Raw genomic sequence first — 17,989 nt, 5'->3', positions numbered from 1 at the left:
TTGGCGTTGGGAACCAGCGCTTCTGCCCTTGGAGGGAGTGTAAGACCAAAGCGGTTTGGACGTAAGTCCACTACTGATGAGGCAACTCCCCGTGAATTGGGAAGCCTACGTTCACCCGATAGGGGAGCGTAGGTAGTTCACAAGTAAAATGGGCGACCCATAAAGCTGGGGAAGGCAGATCCCAGTGGGCGGTGAATGCTTCTGCTACCACAGTTTCTATCTTGATTAGCGGGTGCTTCCGCCTGCAATTTTCCGATCGAGAAGTTTTCCTATCTCAACCAGGTGACTATGCACTCTGGTTTCCAGGGGTGCGTCATTGGTGGTTGGCTGAGTCTGATTGTACCGTTTTGACCGTCAGATGGCCCTCAAAACCGGGCGATAGCGTTGGCGCCGGGGAGCAGGTGAGCAGGTGAGCAGGTGAGATGAATAGGACTTACGCAAGGGCGTTGCCAGAAACAAAGGTGAAGAGTTGATCTCTGGTTTCCAAACCAAGGATTTTTCGGATCGCCCTTAGTTTCTTTGGGTAAGTCCCGATGGATTTGAGCGCATCTTACTGATTTAAACAGGAATTAGGCAAATTACCTTTGTTTCTACCATAAATTATCCAAAGGCGTTGCCAGAAACCCGTTTTCAGAGTCGTTCGCCCCAGCTAGGGTATGCATATCTCTGGTTCCCTTTCCCAAGGATTTTTCGGATCGCCCTTAGTTTCTTGGCGTCAGTCCTGTCTATGAAAAATCGTTGGTTTGAGAACTCCAGATCCCAGCTGGAAACCTGGTTTCTAGGATCGTCGTGGGTAAGTGCTGTTCAATCTGGAACAGTTTATCGGGACTGACGCCAAGAAACAAAGGTGAAGAGTTGATCTGTGCTTTCCTCTGCCAAGGATTTTTCGGATCGCCCTTAGTTTCTGGCAACGCCCTGGCGTAAGTCCGGTTTATTTTCCCGAAATTGACACTCCTTGGCTTGATTCTGAAGTTATAGGCTATCATGGCGGTTGCAATGGCGGCTCCAGGATTGTCTCCCCTCTATCACACTTTTTGCCAAAATTGTTTTATCCAGCGTAAAATTCATCTAAAATTTACACTATTTAACAATCGGACACAAAGGAGGACAATTCTAAAGAAAATATTATGAAATTTAAGTTTTCCCAATATAGATGTGAATATAGTTATGTCAAACGGGGTCAGCCAATATAAAGACCCTGACTATAAGACGCTCATTTACGGGCTGCTCAAATGGGGTCCGCTTTAATAAAGACCCTAACCTTAATAAAAATGTGACACCTTGATAAAGTCACTCCTAAAGCGCCAGCGCTGCAAATATAAGCAGACTGGCGTTTTAGTTTAGGATATTCAACGTCTAGAGCGTGCTGCCTCTACCCGGAGGAAGAGCAAGCGGCGCAACAGAGGTAGGACTGACGCCAAGAAACCCGCAGGACTTACGCACAAGGGGTGAAAAACAAAGGTGATGCGTCAATCTGGCGACTGTCAACCCAAGATTTTTCAGATCGCCCTTTGTTTTTTTGCGTAATAAGCTGCTACGCATTTAAATCCAATAAAGAGGCGGGCAAGATGCCCACCCCACAAGAAGAAGAGAAAATTTGACTCTCAAATTAGGTGCGTAGCAGCTTATGATGTCCGCCTAATTACCCTGAATAAAAATCTCGACCCGTCACCGTGTCACGGTGTCACCGCGTCATTCCTAACTATGGGAGAAGAACCGGACATGATATAAGTCCTGACCGGGTTTCTAGGATCGTCGCGTGTAAGTCCTGATACCTTAAGGTTGATTGGTTTGAGAAACCCTTACCACATAAGGCGAGGGAATAGCTTGGGCGCTACCTTTGTTAACGAGTGCCTGGTAGACAAACGCGGCGACATCGGCGCGGGTAGCGATTTGGTTGGGATTTAAGAAAGTTTGTTGGGGAAAGTTTACCACCAGCTGCTGCTTGGTGGCGGCGGCGATGGGAGCGATTGCATAACTAGGAATTTGAGCTGCATCCTTGTAAAGCGAAACAATGCTGGTATCCCCAGGGGGCAGTTTTAACCCACTGGCGAGGGAAACGAGTGCTTGCACCCTGGTAATTTCCTGGGCGGGGCGAAACGTGCGACTATCTACCCCAGACAGAAAACCACCCCGGTAAGCGACTTGAATATCTTGAAACGCCCAGAAATTGTTGCTCACATCGGCAAAATTCACCCCAGGGCGCACCGGAGGGGGAGAAAAAGCCTTATTGATAATAACGGCAAACTGAGCGCGGTTGACAGGTTCGCGGGGGCGAAACGTACCATCAGAAAACCCGCTTAAGATCCCTTTAGCAGCAAGTGCTTCAATATAAGGTTTCGCCCAATGACCTTCGATATCGGCAAAAGTCCCCGAACCCCCACCAGGCGGGTTAACTTGTGCTGCAACAAACTCCACCCGCCCAGTAATACGACTGCGGTTGATATCGTTACCCAGGGCAGAAATCGTATTGCTCGCGGTGGAATTATTCAAGTCAGCTTTACCGTTACCGCGAATCAAGTTATTACCGGGGTTATCAGCAGTTCCGAGATCGGGTTGAGAATTAATCGTTGCGATGACGCCATCCCGCGCGTTGTTCTCAATTAAATTGCCGCGCAAAACCGGACGAGCGGAATCGTTAATATAAATTCCATCGGTATTTTGCAGAATGCGGTTTTCTACGACTAAAGGCGTGGAATTACCGCCGATAGCAATCCCAAAACCCGTATTTACAAACAAATTCCCGCGAATTTCGCCCTTGGCAGACTTCGCCACAGAAATACCGTTGGCGTCGTTTTCGCGGAAGATGTTATTTTCAATTTTGGGGTCAGCGGTTCCCGTAACAAATATCCCATCCCGCTTATTGGAAATAAAGATATTGTTGCGGATAACCGGATTGGTAGATTCAACCCAAACTCCGGTGCCGCGTTTATTCGGGTTAGTGATGGTCACGCCTGCAATCTGGGAATTGTTTTGAGCGAGTATCGTCACGTTTTGGCGGGAAAAAGTCGGACTGAGAAACTGTCCGCCACCAATAATTACCACCGTTTGACCTTTGGAAGATTCATCGCCGCGCAGAGTAACGCCGCTTTTGAGCGTCAGGGGAAAAACTTCGCCCGTATCCGGCGTATAAGAGCCTGGTTGTAGCTGAATAATCGTATTTGCTTGCGCTTTCTCGATCGCATAGCTAATCGTGCGATAAGGCGCAGTTTCGCTACCAGTACCCGCACTGTCGTTACCAGTTTGGGGGTTGACGTAAATAATATTCGCACCTACGGGAACTTGAGCCGTTTCGAGGCGCGTTGAATTGGAATTGGCGTTAGTGGGGGGTGCAACTGCACTCCCAGCAGTCAAAATTAACAATACTGCGACTAGGGGGGATGTTACCCCGCGCAATAGTGAGGTCTTCTCTAGCCTGGAAAAATGGTGCATAACGGAGTTTGGGGAAGCTTGCAATGGTTGTGAATTAAATTTGACAAACAATTAACCTGCCGAGTTCCACGCTGACTGTGGTGAGAAAGTTATACCATTTCTGGGTGGTAAGGTTATAGGTGGGGTGGGAATGTTTGCCTACGCTCCCTCGACTTCAAGAGTTAATATGACATCTGATTCACCAAATGACAGTAATGCTGTTGAAGTGGATGGCATCCGATTTGAAACCTTAATGCCAGAAAGGGTGTTGACTATTCCGACTTTCGAGCAAGATGTTCTTATATTTATAGAGTTAGGAATTCGTATTACCAACAACACCCCAACCGCTCTTCGTTTTAGCTTCCATCAAGCTACCCCAGAACTGATGATGCCGAGCGGTCAAATTCAACGTCTGGGAGGCTGCTTTTCAGATTGGTTGGAAAAACCTCACGAATGTGATTTTCCTCTAGTTCAGTCTGGGGAAGCCGTTACCCTGTTACCCTGTGCATCACTCAATCAATGCCTGGGTGACCTCCGATTCACCATTCCAGCCGGAAATGGTGGCTATTGGAGCTTTGGAGAGCTTTACCCAGGAACTTATAAGCTTCGGTTTGAGTATACAAATAATACACCCGGATTTAGAGTGTATGACCGTGAGGCTAGAAAAAATAAGTTAATAGAAAATATCTGGACTGGAACAGTATTAATGCCTTGTGTTGAGTTCAGTATAGTAAGCAGGATTAAATGAAGTAGGCGTGAGTGCGCCAATCTAGTTTTCCACAATAATTCTGTCTTTTTAAACCCCAATCATGCCAAGGATTTATGAAGAAATAAAAGCCCGGAAATATTCCTGATTTTTTGTATAAGTTACGCTGCTATTCAGCCTAACCAATCAGTCGAATAATGCGTTTACTGTCACGCAGAACCATAGTATAATCTTATTGCTGTTGTTTTATGCTTCTTTCTATTTAATCCTAGTTAGTTTACCCACAGACGCTCAGAATGTAATTCCTGAGAGGGTTGCCAATATGACATCAGGAGAATCGAATGAAAGCAACGCCGTTGAAGTGGATGGAATTGAGTTTAAAACAGTGATGCCAGAGCGAATAGTGCAAATTCCACCTAATCGCCCTGCTGCTAAAACTCAAGTTCAGTTTCGCATTCGGATTACTAATAATACAGCTAATCCTCGGCGGTTTTTACTTTTCTCGTTACTTCCAGACTTGCTTGAAATAAATAGAAAAAAAATCCCACGTTCCGGACCAAATGCCAATGTAACCAACACTCCTGAATCTTCTGATTTCAAATTATTGATGCCAGGAGAAAGTGAACTATTTTTGCTGCAAGGATATTTTTATTGGTTTGAGAATAAACTCAATTTTGAATTTATGAGGAAGGATGGTACTTATTGGTGGTTTAGTAATTTTAAAACAGGAGCTTACTGGGTTCAATTAACTTATGAAAACCCCTATCCTGTATGGGAACAGACGGGTTTTGCGGGTGAAACAGTCTATTTCAAACCCATGTGGAAAAAACCAACTTCCACCCCGTCAGCAAGTGACCCAATCAAAATGGAAGATATCTGGATAGGTGAGGTATCTACACTTCCTATTGATTTTTATCTCACTCAACCGTGAACAAAGGTTTTGTCAGATCTTCTCTTGACTACAATCCAAAATTTTTTGGCTAAAAATTCACCGACGCAACAAGGAAATTGGACTTTGGACAAAGAGGGAATTTATTCGCGATTATTAGACGCGAAGCAAATTTGGGTTTAACTAGCTTCAATGCCAAGACCAAGACGAGGAGATTTATCAGCCGATCGCTCGCGCTTCTCTGGGATAATCTCACTTTCACCGTCATAATATAAGTCAAGCAAACTGTTAGTTAAAGAATTATATGATGTCCGGCAAATCACCCTTAATTAAAATTCTCCGCGTCCGGTGCCTCCCGGCGTCTGGGCGTCAGTCCTAACTATGGGTATTCAACCGGACATGATATTAATCGTCCGTGCAATCTCATCAATTTGAGTAGGTCTGGTCACCTGGACTAATGCTGTGATATGCTCCTCACTACCAGCCCGTCCTAAAGGCTAAATCGGGATTTCCATCATTTCACGCCCTTTTCTCTCATCAATTGGTATCAACCACAAGGCGAGCATTTCTACTGGTGCAAGATATCAGTTAACTAATTAGTACATGAATAGCCATATTATCTTGTTGATCTAAGAAAAACTCAATTGGCGTAAAACCAGCGGCTTTCGCCATTTGCTGAAAGAAAGATACGGGATATTTGTGCGAATTAGAAATATGCAACTTTTGGTTAGCTTCAATGACATAATCCTTTTCAGCTATCCGAATTGTCTGACGTTTTTGGCTAACAGCATAGATTGATAAACAATAAGTATTATCATCCCATTGTATTAATGGATCGAAAGCATTAGCCTCAAAATCAATTAACTCTAAATCTCTTTTGATGCGGTGGAGAACATTTAGGACAAAATCTGTACCATTCTTACTAGCATATGCCTTCATCATTGAGGCTTCATTTTGATTTGCATCCTGACTAATTACCAAAAATCCACCTTTTCCCAATTGTTGGTTAATTATCCCCAATCGTTCAATCGTCAAAGCATTTTGCTCCATTGCATTTGCGCCTAAAGTGGAGTCTTCGCCCGAAGATTTATGGTGTAAATTAGATATACTATTACCTAAGAAATAGATAACTGGATTGTCATATTTTCCGTAATCAACTTCTCGAGCGTAAAAATCTTTAATTAGATAGTTTGCTGGTAAATTTGGAAAATGTTTACGGCAGTTTTCTACGGCTGACTCTGCATAACTCATACATAAATCAATCGCTATATATCCCTGTGGATCTATTAAAGTTTGTAACAATGGTAAAGTTTTCCGCATAAATGACTCGGAAGGACCAGGACCATAATCAATTAATGTCACCTGTTTTCCCAATACATTAGCAATTCTTTGCCCAAATTTCGTTAATAAATAGGTTTCACCTTTATATAAATAGTAGTTGGGTGAGTTTTTAAATTCTGCTAACAGAATTGCTCCTTTCACTGGATCGCCAGTATACATTGGATCTGAGTATAGGTAAGGATCTAAATGTCCACCTTTACTTCCTACTAATAAACTCACTATATCCTGGGCAAATGAAGAATTAAAATTCTTTTGTGGCGACTGATTAAGCATTTTGTCTTTTTTCCTGCAATATATTTATTATAACTCAAGTTGCTAGTTATCGCAAGCGATCGCCAACCTAATTTACCCGCGTAGTGCGAGCCCTTAACTTGGATCAAACTACCGAGACTGTCACCAGGGTTTATCTAAGTATTTTTTAAATATTTTTGTCGTTTTAGCTACTTAAATTACTTAGTTTTTTACCAGACAGGTAGCTAGGGAGAGGCGATTGACAAAAATTTCCGCTCTGTTGACTAGAGGATGGGTTTATATAATAAAATAGCTTCAAAGATAGCGTTGGAGGGTAGGAGCGATCCGACCAGCGCGGGCGGATCGCCTTGGCAACGGAGCTTGTATTTGTCTTACCCACACTGGTCGGATCTTTTCGATTAACTAGCAAGTTGAGTTTTTATAGTTTAAAACACTAGAAATATATGCCACAAATATTTGATGCAATTATCATCGGTGCAGGTGCTATGGGTAGCGCTGCGGCTTATCATTTAAGTAAAGCCGGACAAAGGGTTTTACTGCTGGAACAGTTTGCTATTAATCATCAAAAGGGTAGTTCTTATGGTTCTTCTCGGATCATCCGTTATATTTATAATCATCCTACTTACATAGAGTTAGCAAAGGCTGCTTATCCGGGTTGGTTAGCCCTCGAAGCTGAAGCTGGGGAAACCCTATACACCAAAACAGGGGGATTTTTTTTTGGATTACCGGAAAATAAAATTTTGCCAGAGTATATTAAATGTACTCAAAGTGCAAATATTCCCTATGAATTCTTAAGTGCCCAAGAATTGTGCGATCGCTACCCGCAGTTTTGCCTCAGTCAGGACATGTTGGTATACTATCAACAAGAGATAGGCTTTTTAGCTGCTTCCAAGTGTGTTCTCGCCCATATACACTTAGCCAAACAACATGGCGCTATTGTCAAAGAAGATACACCTGTTGTTAGAGTTACCGTAAATGCCTATGATGTGGAAATAACCACTCAAACAGATAGTTACATAGCAAATAAATTAATCATAACAGCAGGCTCTTGGGCACAATCAGTTTTGTCACCACTAGGCATAAATTTACCTTTAGTGACCATGCGTGCTCAATATAGTTGCTTTGAGCCAGATCGTATTTCTGCATATGAAGTAGGAAATTTTCCTATTTTCATCGGTTTCCTACATGAATTCTTCGGAGATATCATTTATGGATTTCCCTATAATCATGATGTTGGAGTTAAAGTAAATTTTAATGAAGGACAGCCAGTGAATCATGTGTCTGAGGTTAACTATACTCCTGACCAACATATAGTGCAGCTTCTACGCGACTTTAACTCCCAATATCTTCCTGATTTGGATATTGTACCCAAATCTTCACGGGTTTGCTTGTATACCATGACTCCAGACCGACACTTTATCATTGATCGACATCCAGAATATCCTCAGATTGTCTTTGCTGCAGGTTTTTCTGGACATGGATTCAAATTTGGTAACGTTGTTGGTAAAATTTTGTGCGATCTAACCCTAGAAGATAAAACCGAACATGATATTAGCCTCTTTAGTGCATTTCGTTTTGGTTAAAAGTGTTGCCAAAGACCAAACATAAATCTCATATCAAATCCGGTTACATCGGAATGATTGGTCTTTCTTGCTAATTGCTAATTGCTAATTGCCCCTACGCGCAGTAATTCCGATGCAAGAGGAAACTATATCACTCAACATTGATTCTTGTGTAGAGTGCATTATTCTTCCTTGTTTTCCAATTGAGTAATAAATTTTTTCCACACCCAATCCTGAAGGTCAACCTCGATGTATCTGAATAATAACTGTGTTCCCAGTGATAGCATTCTGACTAACATAAACATCGATAGCGATAACCAAAGTAGATGATTGCTGTGAAAATACCAAGCTGCAAAAGCCACAGGGGTAAATCCTAATCCAAAACAAGCTAAAGAGGCGTTACGAAGAATACGTCCTTCTGCTAAACCCAGGAAAAAGCCTTCTAGTGTAAAAGAAAGGGATGCGAATCCAAGGACAAGAATTAACCAACGAGTATAAATGTAAATTCCTTCGATGAATTCCCCATGATTAGTTAACAACCCAAATATCCTTTGGGGGAAAACAACACAAGCTAAGGCAAAAGTCAGTCCAATCACAAGGTTTGTTCCCCCTGACATCCCCAGCAAAAAAACGAAAGTTTTTTGCTCTCCTTTTCCTTGTGCATTTCCTGTCAGGCTTTCTGTCGCCATTTCCACTCCTTCCAAAAGGAAGAAGGTTAAGATTGCGATATTTAACATCAAGCCATTTTGAGTGAAGGGAATTGTGCCCATCTCGGAACTTAAGTAATTAAACAAGAGGAACGCCAAGATGATTGTCAGAGTTTTGACTAAAATGTTGGTGTTTAAAGCCAGGATTGATTTATAATTTGATAATCGGAAACTTTGTTCCAAAATCGATCTGATATCTGTTTGGATGTCTGTCCGTGAAATCTGTACAGCTATTAAAATTAACCCTAGTAACAACATTAGATATTGGCTCAAAGTTTCGGAAAAGCCTGCTCCCATACTCGCCCAATTCCACTGAACAACAAATAGATAACTTAAGGCGATATTTGCACTATTTCCTACCAGTGACAACAGCAAGACTTTACCCCCTTCTTCCCGTCCCAGAAGCCAACCCAAGATCGCAAAGTTGAGTAATACTGCGGGTGCTCCCCAAATACGAGCATTAAAATAATCAATTCCAGCCAATTCGACTTCTGGTGTACCACTTAAAATAGCAAATCCTAACTGCTGTAAAGGATGCTGTAACACCAGGATGATGATACCTAATCCCAGAGCCACTATGCTATTACGAAACCCTATCAACAGCACTTCCTCTTGATTATTACTTCCTACTGCTTGAGCAGTTAGTCCAGTAGTAGCCATGCGTACAAATATCAAACTCTGGTAGATAAAGTCAAATAAAATTGCGCCCATGATAATCCCAGATAAGTAGCTGGCATTACTCAAATGGCCGACAAAGGTAAGACTAATTAAACCTGCTAGAGGTATCATTATATTGGATAGAGTGTTAGCGATGGCTAGTCGTAAAAAACGAATAATATAGTTGTATGTCTGCAAATTTTACCTCACTTTTTAGCCCCGAAACCTTGGCCGTTTTCATTTATATTGTCATGATACGTATCGCGATTATATTCTCATGATACGCATCACCATTCGACAGCTTACATGATTTTTTATTTACTTCAAATGTTCAAGCATCCTCTTAATCTGAGGTTTGATTTCCTTCAGGTAATCAAGGGAAGGAATTTCATAAATCGTTGATTGCATCTCGTGAATATTAACTGATGTATCGCAGATCTTGAGCAAATCAAAGTTAATAATCTGAGGTTGGTCGCTAAAGACGTAGGCAATTTCTCCATAACTTGATAATTGACTGGCACCAAAAACCTTAAGCTCACCATTCTCACGGCAAACTCCCGCTTCTATTACGTACCAATAAATAGTGTATAGCTTTTCTTTATCCGTTTCCTTAGCCCTGACAATTTCACGTGAAATGAACTCAACAAAATCTCGATTAATTCGGTTAAGTATCAAAGGAATATGACCGAAAATGTCGTGCCAATAATCTGGTATGGGAGATTAGTCTAAGTTATCAGCACCACGAATCACAGTTGCCACAGGAAAGTGCTTGTTAGCTAAGAGGTTAAAATATTCTTCAGCTTCAATTAATCCACCTACTGGATATAATTTCCAACCAGTAAGTTTGTCTATTCTGGCAGAAAGCTTATCTATGTCAGGTATTGTTTCCATGAGAGAACTCAGTGTTTGCACTCCATCTAAGAACTCTTGACAAGCGTAACCTTGTATAGCTTTTAATTGTCTATTCAGTAAGTTTTTCCAAATATTATTGCTTGATTTTTCATAAATGGAAATCATCGAAGAATCAGTTTCCAAAGAATACAACGAACCTGTCATTTGACGTAGCGACTCTGGGTCAATTCAAACTTTACACTGGCATCATATTCTATTGTTATATAAAAATCAAGCAATTCCGTAAAAGCTCACCGCAACTGGGTTGTGGTATTACAAATGAGGCAAGGCAAGGCCAATGGACAGGCTTAGTCAGGCTGCCTTTGATAAAACTGGGAGTAAGTGTTTCTTCTCTTGCGTTAGTCAGACAGCGCTTGAGTAGAGTATATTAACTCAGATCTTGCACCATTAACAAGTGGGACGGGCAAGATGCCCATCCCACAAGCAAAATTAATCTCTTGTGGGGTGGGCGGACGGGCAAGATGCCCATCCCACAAGCAAAATTAATCTCTTGTGGGGTGGGCGTCGGTGCCCGCCCACCCCATTGGTGCAAGATGTGAGTTAACTGATTATGCTGACAACTGCGACACCGATAACTTCACCAACCTCACCCGCCACCGCCCCAGCCAAATCTTATCGCACAGTTATTGTTGTCACCCTCTTAATATCTCTATTATTTCTATGTGCAGTCATCCACCCGCCCCATTGCACCTCTCTCACGATCTAACTTTTACAGCAAAGTTTTAACTTTAAGTATCACACCTAAAAAAGGTAATAAGTGATATGAATTCCGCCTAATTACCCTGAATAAAAATCTCTCCCAAGTCACCGTGTCACCCCCTCAGAGTCATTCCTAACTATGGGTGATTAACCGGACATGATATGATGGTTGCAATCAATTAGCGGCATAAAAAAGCGTCCGTTACTCGGATGGGGATTTGATGGTTTTGGCATCGCTTATCCCTATATACTTAGTCCTAATTGGACGCCACATGTTGTGCGTTTGGGCGACTTCAGTTTCGATTACCAAAGTAAAAACGGACAGCTACGTACAATGTCAATACCTACCTACAAAGCGCACAATCTGATTTTGGACACAACTTTATCGATAGGCATTTTGGGCATGTTGTGTTACGCTGCACTGCTAGTATTTTGTTTTAGGCTTATTCAATTATCACGATTACGCGGCATTGAAGCTTTAGTAGTCGCTTATATTGTCTTCACTTTGACTTGGTTTGAATGCGCCCAGTTTACCCATATCGCTTGGTGGGTACTCAATCTTTCGGGGGGTGAAGAATCATTTGCGGATCGTTATAACAAAATATAACAGCGCTATCTAAATAGGCAACAATATGACTGGGACTTGAGTCGAGGTTGATTCAATCCAAACCCCGGTGCCGCGTTGATTCGGGTTAGTAATAACTCAAGTTGCTAGTTATCTCTCTGGGAGCGGCTAATGGCTAATGGCTAATGGCGAGATTGGTAAAAATCCTATATGAGCAATTAGCAATTAGCTATTAGCAACGCCCTTGTTTATAACTAGCAACTTGCGTTATGTAATTGAACTCATCTGAGCAAGTTGAATGATTGGTGATTTAGACCAAGTTTCTCCCTGCACTAAGGTATGCACTTGCCAATTGGGTGAGGTTTGCGGATAATCGCTGCGGTAATGTCCACCTCGGCTTTCGGTGCGCCAAGCAGCACTTTTGAGGATTAAGTAGGCAATATCGAGCAAATTGAGGGTTTCGGCACAAGTTCGGAGTTGCTGTTGAGCATTGGCTGAGGTTAATTGCACCGTTTGGTTAGGTGTCAGGTTGAGCAGGTATTGAGTTACTTCTTTTGCTGCTAATTCACAACGCCAAGCACTAATTTGCACGATTGCAACGTCCAATGCTGCTTGGGAGCGACAAATTCCGGCACTTTGCCACATTAGTTGGGGCAAATTTTGCCGCACTGAGGTAATCCACTCCATTTCTCCTTCCCAGTCTCGTTGCTCGGTAATTAAAGAGGGAGACTCTTCAGGGGTCAAATTAGGTTCAATTTCCAACCGAGACAGTTCAGCAGCAAAAACTAGGCATTCCAATAGAGAGTTGCTAGCTAAACGATTGGCACCGTGAACCCCTGTACTCGCTGTTTCACCAATGGCATATAGTCCCTCAATTGAAGTTTTACTATGTACATCGGTAACGATTCCTCCCATCCAGTAATGAGCAGCAGGAGCGACTGGAATGGGTTCTTTGAAGGCATCAATCCCCCACTGTTGACAAACTTGGATGATATTGGGGAAACGGTGGCGAATTTGCTCAGTGGGGATGGGGTGCAAGTCTAAGTAGACACAATATGGCTCTGGTACTGTTTGCTGTAAGTGACTAAAAATTGCCCGACTGACTACATCTCTTGGTGCTAGTTCCCCATCAGAATGATAATTAAAGGCAAAGCGCTGCCCTTGGGAATCTACTAAATGCGCCCCTTCTCCTCTGACTGCTTCACTAATCAGAAAACGGGGTGCCCCCGGTTTGGTTAAAGCGGTGGGATGAAATTGGAAAAACTCTAAATCCCGTACTATAGCTCCCGCACGCCAAGCTAGTGCGACTCCGTCTCCGGTACTTACCACCGGATTAGTGGTTTGGGAAAATACTTGACCGCCACCACCAGTTGCTAAGATGACTACAGATGCTTTGATCCACCTAATTTGCCCTTGGCAAAGTACACTAATTCCCTGACAATGACCAGTTGAGTCATTAATCCACAAACTCAAAGCAAATGCTGGGGAAATTACTTGGATATTAGGACGCTGCAAGACTTGTTCAATCAGAGTATCGACGATCGCTCGCCCTGTGGTATCGGCAGAATGGAGGACACGGGGACGGGAGTGAGCTGCCTCTAGAGTCATGGCTAGCTTTTCCCCAAGGCGATCGAACGCTACTCCCATTTCTAAGAGCGATTTAATCGCAGCAGGAGCATTCTCGACTAAAAACTTTACTGCCTCTGGTTCGCAAAGACCTGCACCAGCCTTGATGGTATCCTCAAAATGTAACTCTGGTGTGTCTGAGGGGTCAATGGCAGCCGCAATCCCTCCTTGCGCCCAGCTACTCGACCCAGTTTTGAGGGCATCTTTGGTAATTAAGCCGACTTGTAAGTGAGTAGGTAAGCATAGAGCGGCATAGAGTCCAGCTGCACCACTACCTACTACCAGAATGTCGAACTGGGAGAGAATTTTTGGGGATACCATTACTAAGACCTAAAACAATATTTCAGAAGCAATGAGCGCCCCTCGTTCCGCCATCGTATATAAACCGACATGATGGGCTATATCTTGGGGATGAATAGCTGTTTTTGGTAGACCCAATTGAGTTACCATTTCTGGGCTCATGTCGTAGGTAGCGCAACCTTTAGTATAAACGGCGATATCTTTGAGAGTGGGAGTAAGGTTGTGATTTCTGGCGGATAACATCGTGACAACGAAATCCATCACGCAGATATCGGTGCAGATTCCTACTACTACTAAGGCTTCTAGTTTATTTTGGTTGACCCATTGTAGTAAGGTATTATTTCCTGTGTCTTTTGCGATCGCACCGATAAAACCATTGATACAGTCTTTTTCAATCAAGGTGGTGTGAGGGTTATCTTCTAACCATTCCAGTTGAGGAACTAACTTTTCTTCTCCAGATCCCTTCTCGCAATGAGTGGGATAGGGGGGTTCTGGTTTGCCTGGTTCGTGGTTATCTAAAAATGCTAATACTGGTAAACCTCTATTAGTAAACGTTTTGGCTAAACGGTTACTTTCTGTAACCATCGTCTCTATTTGTTCGTTGGGTTCAGTTGGTGCTGCACAGCCATAACCAACGGTACAAAACCCGTTAACGACATCGACAACAATTAAACCTGTAGGGCGATCTCCTATGGTGTAAGGTTGAGGGTCAATGGGTAAGGCAGCTTCAATGGCTGCTAAGGTCGAATCTAGTATAGTTAAAGTTTTCGGCATCAAGATATCCTGGTTATCTAGTCAAAACTGAGAAAGCGGTAAGTTACCTATTCTATCTGGTCTAGTAATATTCCGGCATTACCTAACTCTTCTCTAAGGTCTTGTATTGCTTGATTAATTACCCTACCTACTTCTTCTTTGAAACTACCACAGTAAGAAATAGTCACCTTTATTTTTGCATCTATAGCAAAATTTTTAGATCTTGATTTAATATATACTTTAGGATTTTTTAGAGACACATTATTTAAAATTGGAGCAATAATAGATTCATCTTTACTATCCACAATTGCAACTTTCTCCAAAAAACATTTCTGACCAAATTTTTCATCAAGAATAGGTAGCAAAGACTCTTCAAAGATTCCTTTAAGTTCTCTAGGTACGCCAGGTAAGCTAACGATCGTGCTTTCTTTTACTTTTGATATGACTGCCGGAGCTGCTCCAACAGGGTTGTATATCGGAATTGAACCCATAGGTAAAAGACCCATTTTTTCTCGGGCTGGTGTCATTCTTGGATCGTCAACATATCCTTTTTTAGCAAATTCTTGATATTTATCCTTGACAAAAGCTATTGCTTGTGCATCAGCTTTTAAAGGTTGATTTATTGCTCTGGCTATAGCTTCAATAGTCATGTCATCAACTGTTGGTCCCATTCCTCCTATGGTAAAAATCACCTCAGTTTTTCTTTGCAATGCCGATTGGATTTCTGTAGCAATTGCATCTAAATTATCCCCGAGGATTACAGAACGGTTGATTTTTCCACCCAGACCAACGATCTGTTTGATAATCCAGTGGGTATTAGTATCAAGTACGTCTCCAATTAAAAGTTCGTTTCCTATTGCCAATATTTCTACTGTTACCATACTTTCTCTCTTTTAATGCGGCTGAAATACTGTATTTTTATTTATCGCCTTGTACTTAAACTTTTCGCCAACGTTGGGCAGACTCTGCAATGCGCTGTCCAAATCGGAAAGCTGTTAGTCGATCGCCTGGAGCGAGATTGAGTTCGCCTTCGCTTCCACTGATACCTGTACCTTGACCCATCACTCCTAAAAACGACCCCAGACGATTCACCCCATCATCTTTTTCCAAAAAATGGCTTGGTAAATCTCCAACGTTGACCCAAATCATACCATGTTGAGCCGCATTAATTGCTAGGTAAAGTAGTGTGCTTTGTTTGTCACCACTAGCACAACTCGAATGGGTAAAACCAGCAGCAATTTTGTCTTTCCATCCTTGCCTCAACCAGACTTCACTAGCAGCATCAATAAATAGTTTAAACTGACCGGACACACCTCCCATATAAGTTGGCGATCCAAACACAATTGCATCAGCGTGGTTAAGCTTTTCTATGATTTCTGCATCTTGCCACACTCCATTCACAATCTGATCTTCCACAATTCGCAACAACTCAACCTTCACTCCTACCACTTGACTAGCTCCTTCAGCTATGGCTGAAGCCATCAAGTGTGTCTTACCAGACCCTGAAAAATATACAATCGCTATTTTAGACATAAATTACCTTACTCATATTGTCTTGAAAGCATTTCATTATAACTTTCGCAACGCAAATTTTCTCTAACTTCCATTAAAATTTTCCCCAGATAATTCTTCCCACTGCCATCTTTACCATAGCCCCAATAGTAGTCTCCAATATCTTTTTGAATAATGATTCTTTCCCCCGTATTTAGCAGAATTTTGCGAATATCTGCATGAGTCTTAAACTTGCAGAGTACCGCGCGGCGCATCACATCATATTTGATTTGTTTCCAGTCGCTACGGTACAAATAAGCGTGACCTAGTTTAGCTGCTTCTTCGGGAGTTTTTGCCAATCTAATTGTTTCGGCATGACCACTGCCAGCAAATTTCTGGGCTTGATAATAATGCTCTGCTGTAGACCACCAGAGTCTGTCTATTTCAAAACCGTGTGAGGAAAAGTTGCAGAAACAACCGTATGGTTTTTCGTTAGCATTAAAAAAATAAATAGTCATGATTTTCTCTAATCAATGTACGTTGCTTGTGAAAAAAAACAAGTAGTGAGACTATAAAAATCTACCTGAGCAGGTAGTGAGGGATTGGCAGCGGTGACTGTTACATGGAGCAGAGCTTATTCATATTACTTTACAAAAACTTAAGCAAGAAAGCTTACCTCATATTCTTCCTGTAGAAAACTCTATCATTGCGGTTGCATTTTTATCATCTAACACTTGAGCAAGAACAACTATACCTTCCTGGCAAACTATCTTTTCACTCAACCCCAAGCGACTTATTCAATTATCACCATTACGCGAGATTGAAGCTTTAGTAGTCGCTTATATTGTCTTCACTCTGACTTGGTTTGAATGCGCCCAGTTTAGCCATATTGCTTGGTGGGTACTCAGTCTTTGGGCAGGTGAAGAATCTAAAGGGTATCTGTATAACAAAATATCACAGCGCTGTCCCAATAGGCAACAATATGACTGGGGCGAGCGTCCGAATTATTATAGTTGTGAAATTATCATGCGATCGCTATTCTCTTCCCTACGTCGTGCCTTATTTTTCGCCTCAACTGTGGCTGTTTGTCTCAACGGCACTAACGCTGGCGCTGCCGACCGGATTGTGCTAAAATACGGCTTGTTACAAAACTCGATTTCTGTGAGCGAATTATCGACCTTAGCCGAAACTGGCAAAGTGTCTGATTCCCTAGAAACTTCTTTAAACCGCTTACAACAAAATCCTCAAGATATCCGCCGCACTCTCACCCAACCCGTCAATGTCAATCCCATCTTATTAGATCGGGTGCTAAACAGTCCCGCAGGCGATCTTATACTCGATCAGATCGGTCAAGTTGTTAGCACTAGCTCAAATCGAGCCAACCGACAAGCATTGCGCTCTGCCTTAGTGCTTTCTGCTACCAGAGACGGACAGATATCGCTGATAGAAGTAATTGAAAATTATCCATCTCCAGAGGTACAAGTTGACGCCAAGCGGTTGGCAGACGCCTATCTTCAACTGCAACGCTTAAGGGATAGCGTGCAAGCAATTCAAGACATCTGGGAAAATTTAAATTTGTGATTTTAAATTTTAGTTATTGCATTGGTAGGGGTGGGTTTTTTTTTGCTCAGTAATTACGCATCGATCCCCCCAACCCCCCTTGCCAAGGGGGGCTTTTAGGTTGCTTTTAGCTTCCCCCCTTGCCAAGGGGGGCTTTTAGTTTGCTTTTAGCTTCCCCCCTTGCCAAGGGGGGCTTTTAGTTTGCTTTTAGCTTCCCCCCTTGCCAAGGGGGGTTTTTAGGTTGCTTTTAGCTTCCCCCCTTGCCAAGGGGGGCTAGGGGGGATCGGCATTTGAGGCATGTCACAGATGGTTGGTAAAACCCGCCCCTACATTCGTGCAATTCTTAGTAAGCCAAAGTCTCCAGGGTGTCGCGCAAATATCGCCGTACCCGGTAATCTAAGCTACAATCTTCTGTCTCATCGACGCCGCGTTCCAGTTCCCAGCGCTGAAAACCAGAACTCGATGCGATCGCTATTTTCAAACTATCCCAAATTTGGGTATCATCCATTAATTGAGCTTCCGGTGCAGCAGAATAATTTGCCATAAGTACCCCAGAAA

Annotated in this window: 15 protein-coding genes and 1 pseudogene; 5 read left to right on the top strand and 11 right to left on the bottom strand. The window is 42.6% G+C overall.

Annotated features, from left to right (window positions below; all coding sequences use genetic code 11):
• Nucleotides 1-725: 725 nt before the first annotated feature.
• The gene (locus ACE1CM_RS13940) at nucleotides 726-986 is read right to left on the bottom strand and encodes a hypothetical protein (protein WP_374878123.1); all 261 of its coding nucleotides are present in this window, start codon (nucleotides 984-986) and stop codon (nucleotides 726-728) included.
• Between the two features lie 790 nt (nucleotides 987-1,776).
• Nucleotides 1,777-3,432 carry a DUF1565 domain-containing protein gene (locus tag ACE1CM_RS13935; RefSeq protein WP_374878122.1) on the bottom strand — a complete coding sequence of 552 codons (1,656 nt, stop codon included), beginning with the start codon at nucleotides 3,430-3,432 and terminating at the stop codon, nucleotides 1,777-1,779.
• A 166-nt stretch (nucleotides 3,433-3,598) separates the two neighbouring features.
• On the opposite strand from ACE1CM_RS13935, the gene ACE1CM_RS13930 reads away from it, so the two are divergent.
• Together ACE1CM_RS13930 and ACE1CM_RS13925 are read left to right on the top strand one after the other, a co-directional pair.
• The gene (locus ACE1CM_RS13930) at nucleotides 3,599-4,159 is read left to right on the top strand and encodes a hypothetical protein (protein WP_374878121.1); all 561 of its coding nucleotides are present in this window, start codon (nucleotides 3,599-3,601) and stop codon (nucleotides 4,157-4,159) included.
• Between the two features lie 280 nt (nucleotides 4,160-4,439).
• Entirely contained in the window at nucleotides 4,440-5,048 is a 609-nt protein-coding gene (locus ACE1CM_RS13925; protein ID WP_374878120.1) for a hypothetical protein, read from the top strand.
• 546 nt (nucleotides 5,049-5,594) lie between these two features.
• On the opposite strand, the gene ACE1CM_RS13920 is transcribed toward ACE1CM_RS13925, so the two are convergent.
• Complete coding sequence (locus tag ACE1CM_RS13920) at nucleotides 5,595-6,620, bottom strand: L-histidine N(alpha)-methyltransferase (protein ID WP_374878119.1); 1,026 nt, start codon at nucleotides 6,618-6,620, stop codon at nucleotides 5,595-5,597.
• A gap of 422 nt (nucleotides 6,621-7,042) precedes the next feature.
• Between ACE1CM_RS13920 and solA the strand changes: the two genes are divergently transcribed.
• Nucleotides 7,043-8,182: an N-methyl-L-tryptophan oxidase gene (gene solA, locus ACE1CM_RS13915; RefSeq protein WP_374878118.1), complete on the top strand. Its 1,140-nt coding sequence runs from the start codon at nucleotides 7,043-7,045 to the stop codon at nucleotides 8,180-8,182.
• Nucleotides 8,183-8,343: 161 nt separating this feature from the next.
• Here the strand turns inward: solA and gntT are convergent, their stop codons facing one another.
• Together gntT and ACE1CM_RS13905 are read right to left on the bottom strand one after the other, a co-directional pair.
• Nucleotides 8,344-9,723, bottom strand: a complete 1,380-nt coding sequence (gene gntT / locus ACE1CM_RS13910) for a guanitoxin biosynthesis MATE family efflux transporter GntT (RefSeq protein ID WP_374878117.1) — start codon at nucleotides 9,721-9,723, stop codon at nucleotides 8,344-8,346.
• 120 nt (nucleotides 9,724-9,843) lie between these two features.
• Nucleotides 9,844-10,542 (bottom strand): annotated as a pseudogene (locus ACE1CM_RS13905) (hypothetical protein).
• Nucleotides 10,543-11,305: 763 nt separating this feature from the next.
• On the opposite strand from ACE1CM_RS13905, the gene ACE1CM_RS13900 reads away from it, so the two are divergent.
• On the top strand, nucleotides 11,306-11,743 hold the full coding sequence (locus ACE1CM_RS13900) for a hypothetical protein (RefSeq protein WP_374878116.1): 438 nt from the start codon (nucleotides 11,306-11,308) through the stop codon (nucleotides 11,741-11,743).
• A 225-nt stretch (nucleotides 11,744-11,968) separates the two neighbouring features.
• Here the strand turns inward: ACE1CM_RS13900 and nadB are convergent, their stop codons facing one another.
• Genes nadB through ACE1CM_RS13875 form a run of 5 tightly spaced genes read right to left on the bottom strand, consistent with a single transcriptional unit; the run spans nucleotide 11,969 to nucleotide 16,389 of the window.
• Nucleotides 11,969-13,648, bottom strand: coding sequence for an L-aspartate oxidase (gene nadB, locus ACE1CM_RS13895; protein ID WP_374878115.1), 1,680 nt, complete (start codon nucleotides 13,646-13,648; stop codon nucleotides 11,969-11,971).
• 9 nt (nucleotides 13,649-13,657) lie between these two features.
• Nucleotides 13,658-14,401 (bottom strand): isochorismatase family protein, encoded by a 744-nt coding sequence (locus ACE1CM_RS13890; RefSeq protein ID WP_374878114.1) that lies wholly within the window; start codon nucleotides 14,399-14,401, stop codon nucleotides 13,658-13,660.
• Between the two features lie 47 nt (nucleotides 14,402-14,448).
• Nucleotides 14,449-15,261 carry a competence/damage-inducible protein A gene (locus ACE1CM_RS13885; protein ID WP_374878113.1) on the bottom strand — a complete coding sequence of 271 codons (813 nt, stop codon included), beginning with the start codon at nucleotides 15,259-15,261 and terminating at the stop codon, nucleotides 14,449-14,451.
• A gap of 55 nt (nucleotides 15,262-15,316) precedes the next feature.
• Nucleotides 15,317-15,913, bottom strand: a complete 597-nt coding sequence (locus ACE1CM_RS13880) for a flavodoxin family protein (RefSeq protein WP_374878112.1) — start codon at nucleotides 15,911-15,913, stop codon at nucleotides 15,317-15,319.
• A gap of 8 nt (nucleotides 15,914-15,921) precedes the next feature.
• Nucleotides 15,922-16,389 carry an NADAR family protein gene (locus ACE1CM_RS13875; protein ID WP_374878111.1) on the bottom strand — a complete coding sequence of 156 codons (468 nt, stop codon included), beginning with the start codon at nucleotides 16,387-16,389 and terminating at the stop codon, nucleotides 15,922-15,924.
• A 508-nt stretch (nucleotides 16,390-16,897) separates the two neighbouring features.
• Here ACE1CM_RS13875 and ACE1CM_RS13870 point away from each other — a divergent pair.
• Nucleotides 16,898-17,452: an alpha/beta hydrolase gene (locus ACE1CM_RS13870; RefSeq protein WP_374878110.1), complete on the top strand. Its 555-nt coding sequence runs from the start codon at nucleotides 16,898-16,900 to the stop codon at nucleotides 17,450-17,452.
• 322 nt (nucleotides 17,453-17,774) lie between these two features.
• Here ACE1CM_RS13870 and ACE1CM_RS13865 read toward each other — a convergent pair whose 3' ends face one another.
• Nucleotides 17,775-17,975, bottom strand: coding sequence for a hypothetical protein (locus tag ACE1CM_RS13865; RefSeq protein WP_226583972.1), 201 nt, complete (start codon nucleotides 17,973-17,975; stop codon nucleotides 17,775-17,777).
• Nucleotides 17,976-17,989 lie beyond the last annotated feature (14 nt).

Origin of the sequence: Microseira sp. BLCC-F43 (genome assembly GCF_041929235.1) — a bacterium.
GTDB lineage: Bacteria > Cyanobacteriota > Cyanobacteriia > Cyanobacteriales > Aerosakkonemataceae > Microseira.
The sequence above is the reverse complement of the archived record's forward strand: the minus strand, read 5'-3'. Positions and strand labels throughout refer to the sequence as shown.

Bases quoted from the DNA above. Each gene is read 5' to 3' on its own strand.
- ACE1CM_RS13940 (WP_374878123.1), bottom strand. From the start codon at position 986: ATGATAGCCTATAACTTCAGAATCAAGCCAAGGAGTGTCAATTTCGGG.
- ACE1CM_RS13935 (WP_374878122.1), bottom strand. From the start codon at position 3,432: ATGCACCATTTTTCCAGGCTAGAGAAGACCTCACTATTGCGCGGGGTA.
- ACE1CM_RS13930 (WP_374878121.1), top strand. From the start codon at position 3,599: ATGACATCTGATTCACCAAATGACAGTAATGCTGTTGAAGTGGATGGC.
- ACE1CM_RS13925 (WP_374878120.1), top strand. From the start codon at position 4,440: ATGACATCAGGAGAATCGAATGAAAGCAACGCCGTTGAAGTGGATGGA.
- ACE1CM_RS13920 (WP_374878119.1), bottom strand. From the start codon at position 6,620: ATGCTTAATCAGTCGCCACAAAAGAATTTTAATTCTTCATTTGCCCAG.
- solA (WP_374878118.1), top strand. From the start codon at position 7,043: ATGCCACAAATATTTGATGCAATTATCATCGGTGCAGGTGCTATGGGT.
- nadB (WP_374878115.1), bottom strand. From the start codon at position 13,648: ATGGTATCCCCAAAAATTCTCTCCCAGTTCGACATTCTGGTAGTAGGT.
- ACE1CM_RS13890 (WP_374878114.1), bottom strand. From the start codon at position 14,401: ATGCCGAAAACTTTAACTATACTAGATTCGACCTTAGCAGCCATTGAA.
- ACE1CM_RS13885 (WP_374878113.1), bottom strand. From the start codon at position 15,261: ATGGTAACAGTAGAAATATTGGCAATAGGAAACGAACTTTTAATTGGA.
- ACE1CM_RS13880 (WP_374878112.1), bottom strand. From the start codon at position 15,913: ATGTCTAAAATAGCGATTGTATATTTTTCAGGGTCTGGTAAGACACAC.
- ACE1CM_RS13875 (WP_374878111.1), bottom strand. From the start codon at position 16,389: ATGACTATTTATTTTTTTAATGCTAACGAAAAACCATACGGTTGTTTC.
- ACE1CM_RS13870 (WP_374878110.1), top strand. From the start codon at position 16,898: ATGCGATCGCTATTCTCTTCCCTACGTCGTGCCTTATTTTTCGCCTCA.
- ACE1CM_RS13865 (WP_226583972.1), bottom strand. From the start codon at position 17,975: ATGGCAAATTATTCTGCTGCACCGGAAGCTCAATTAATGGATGATACC.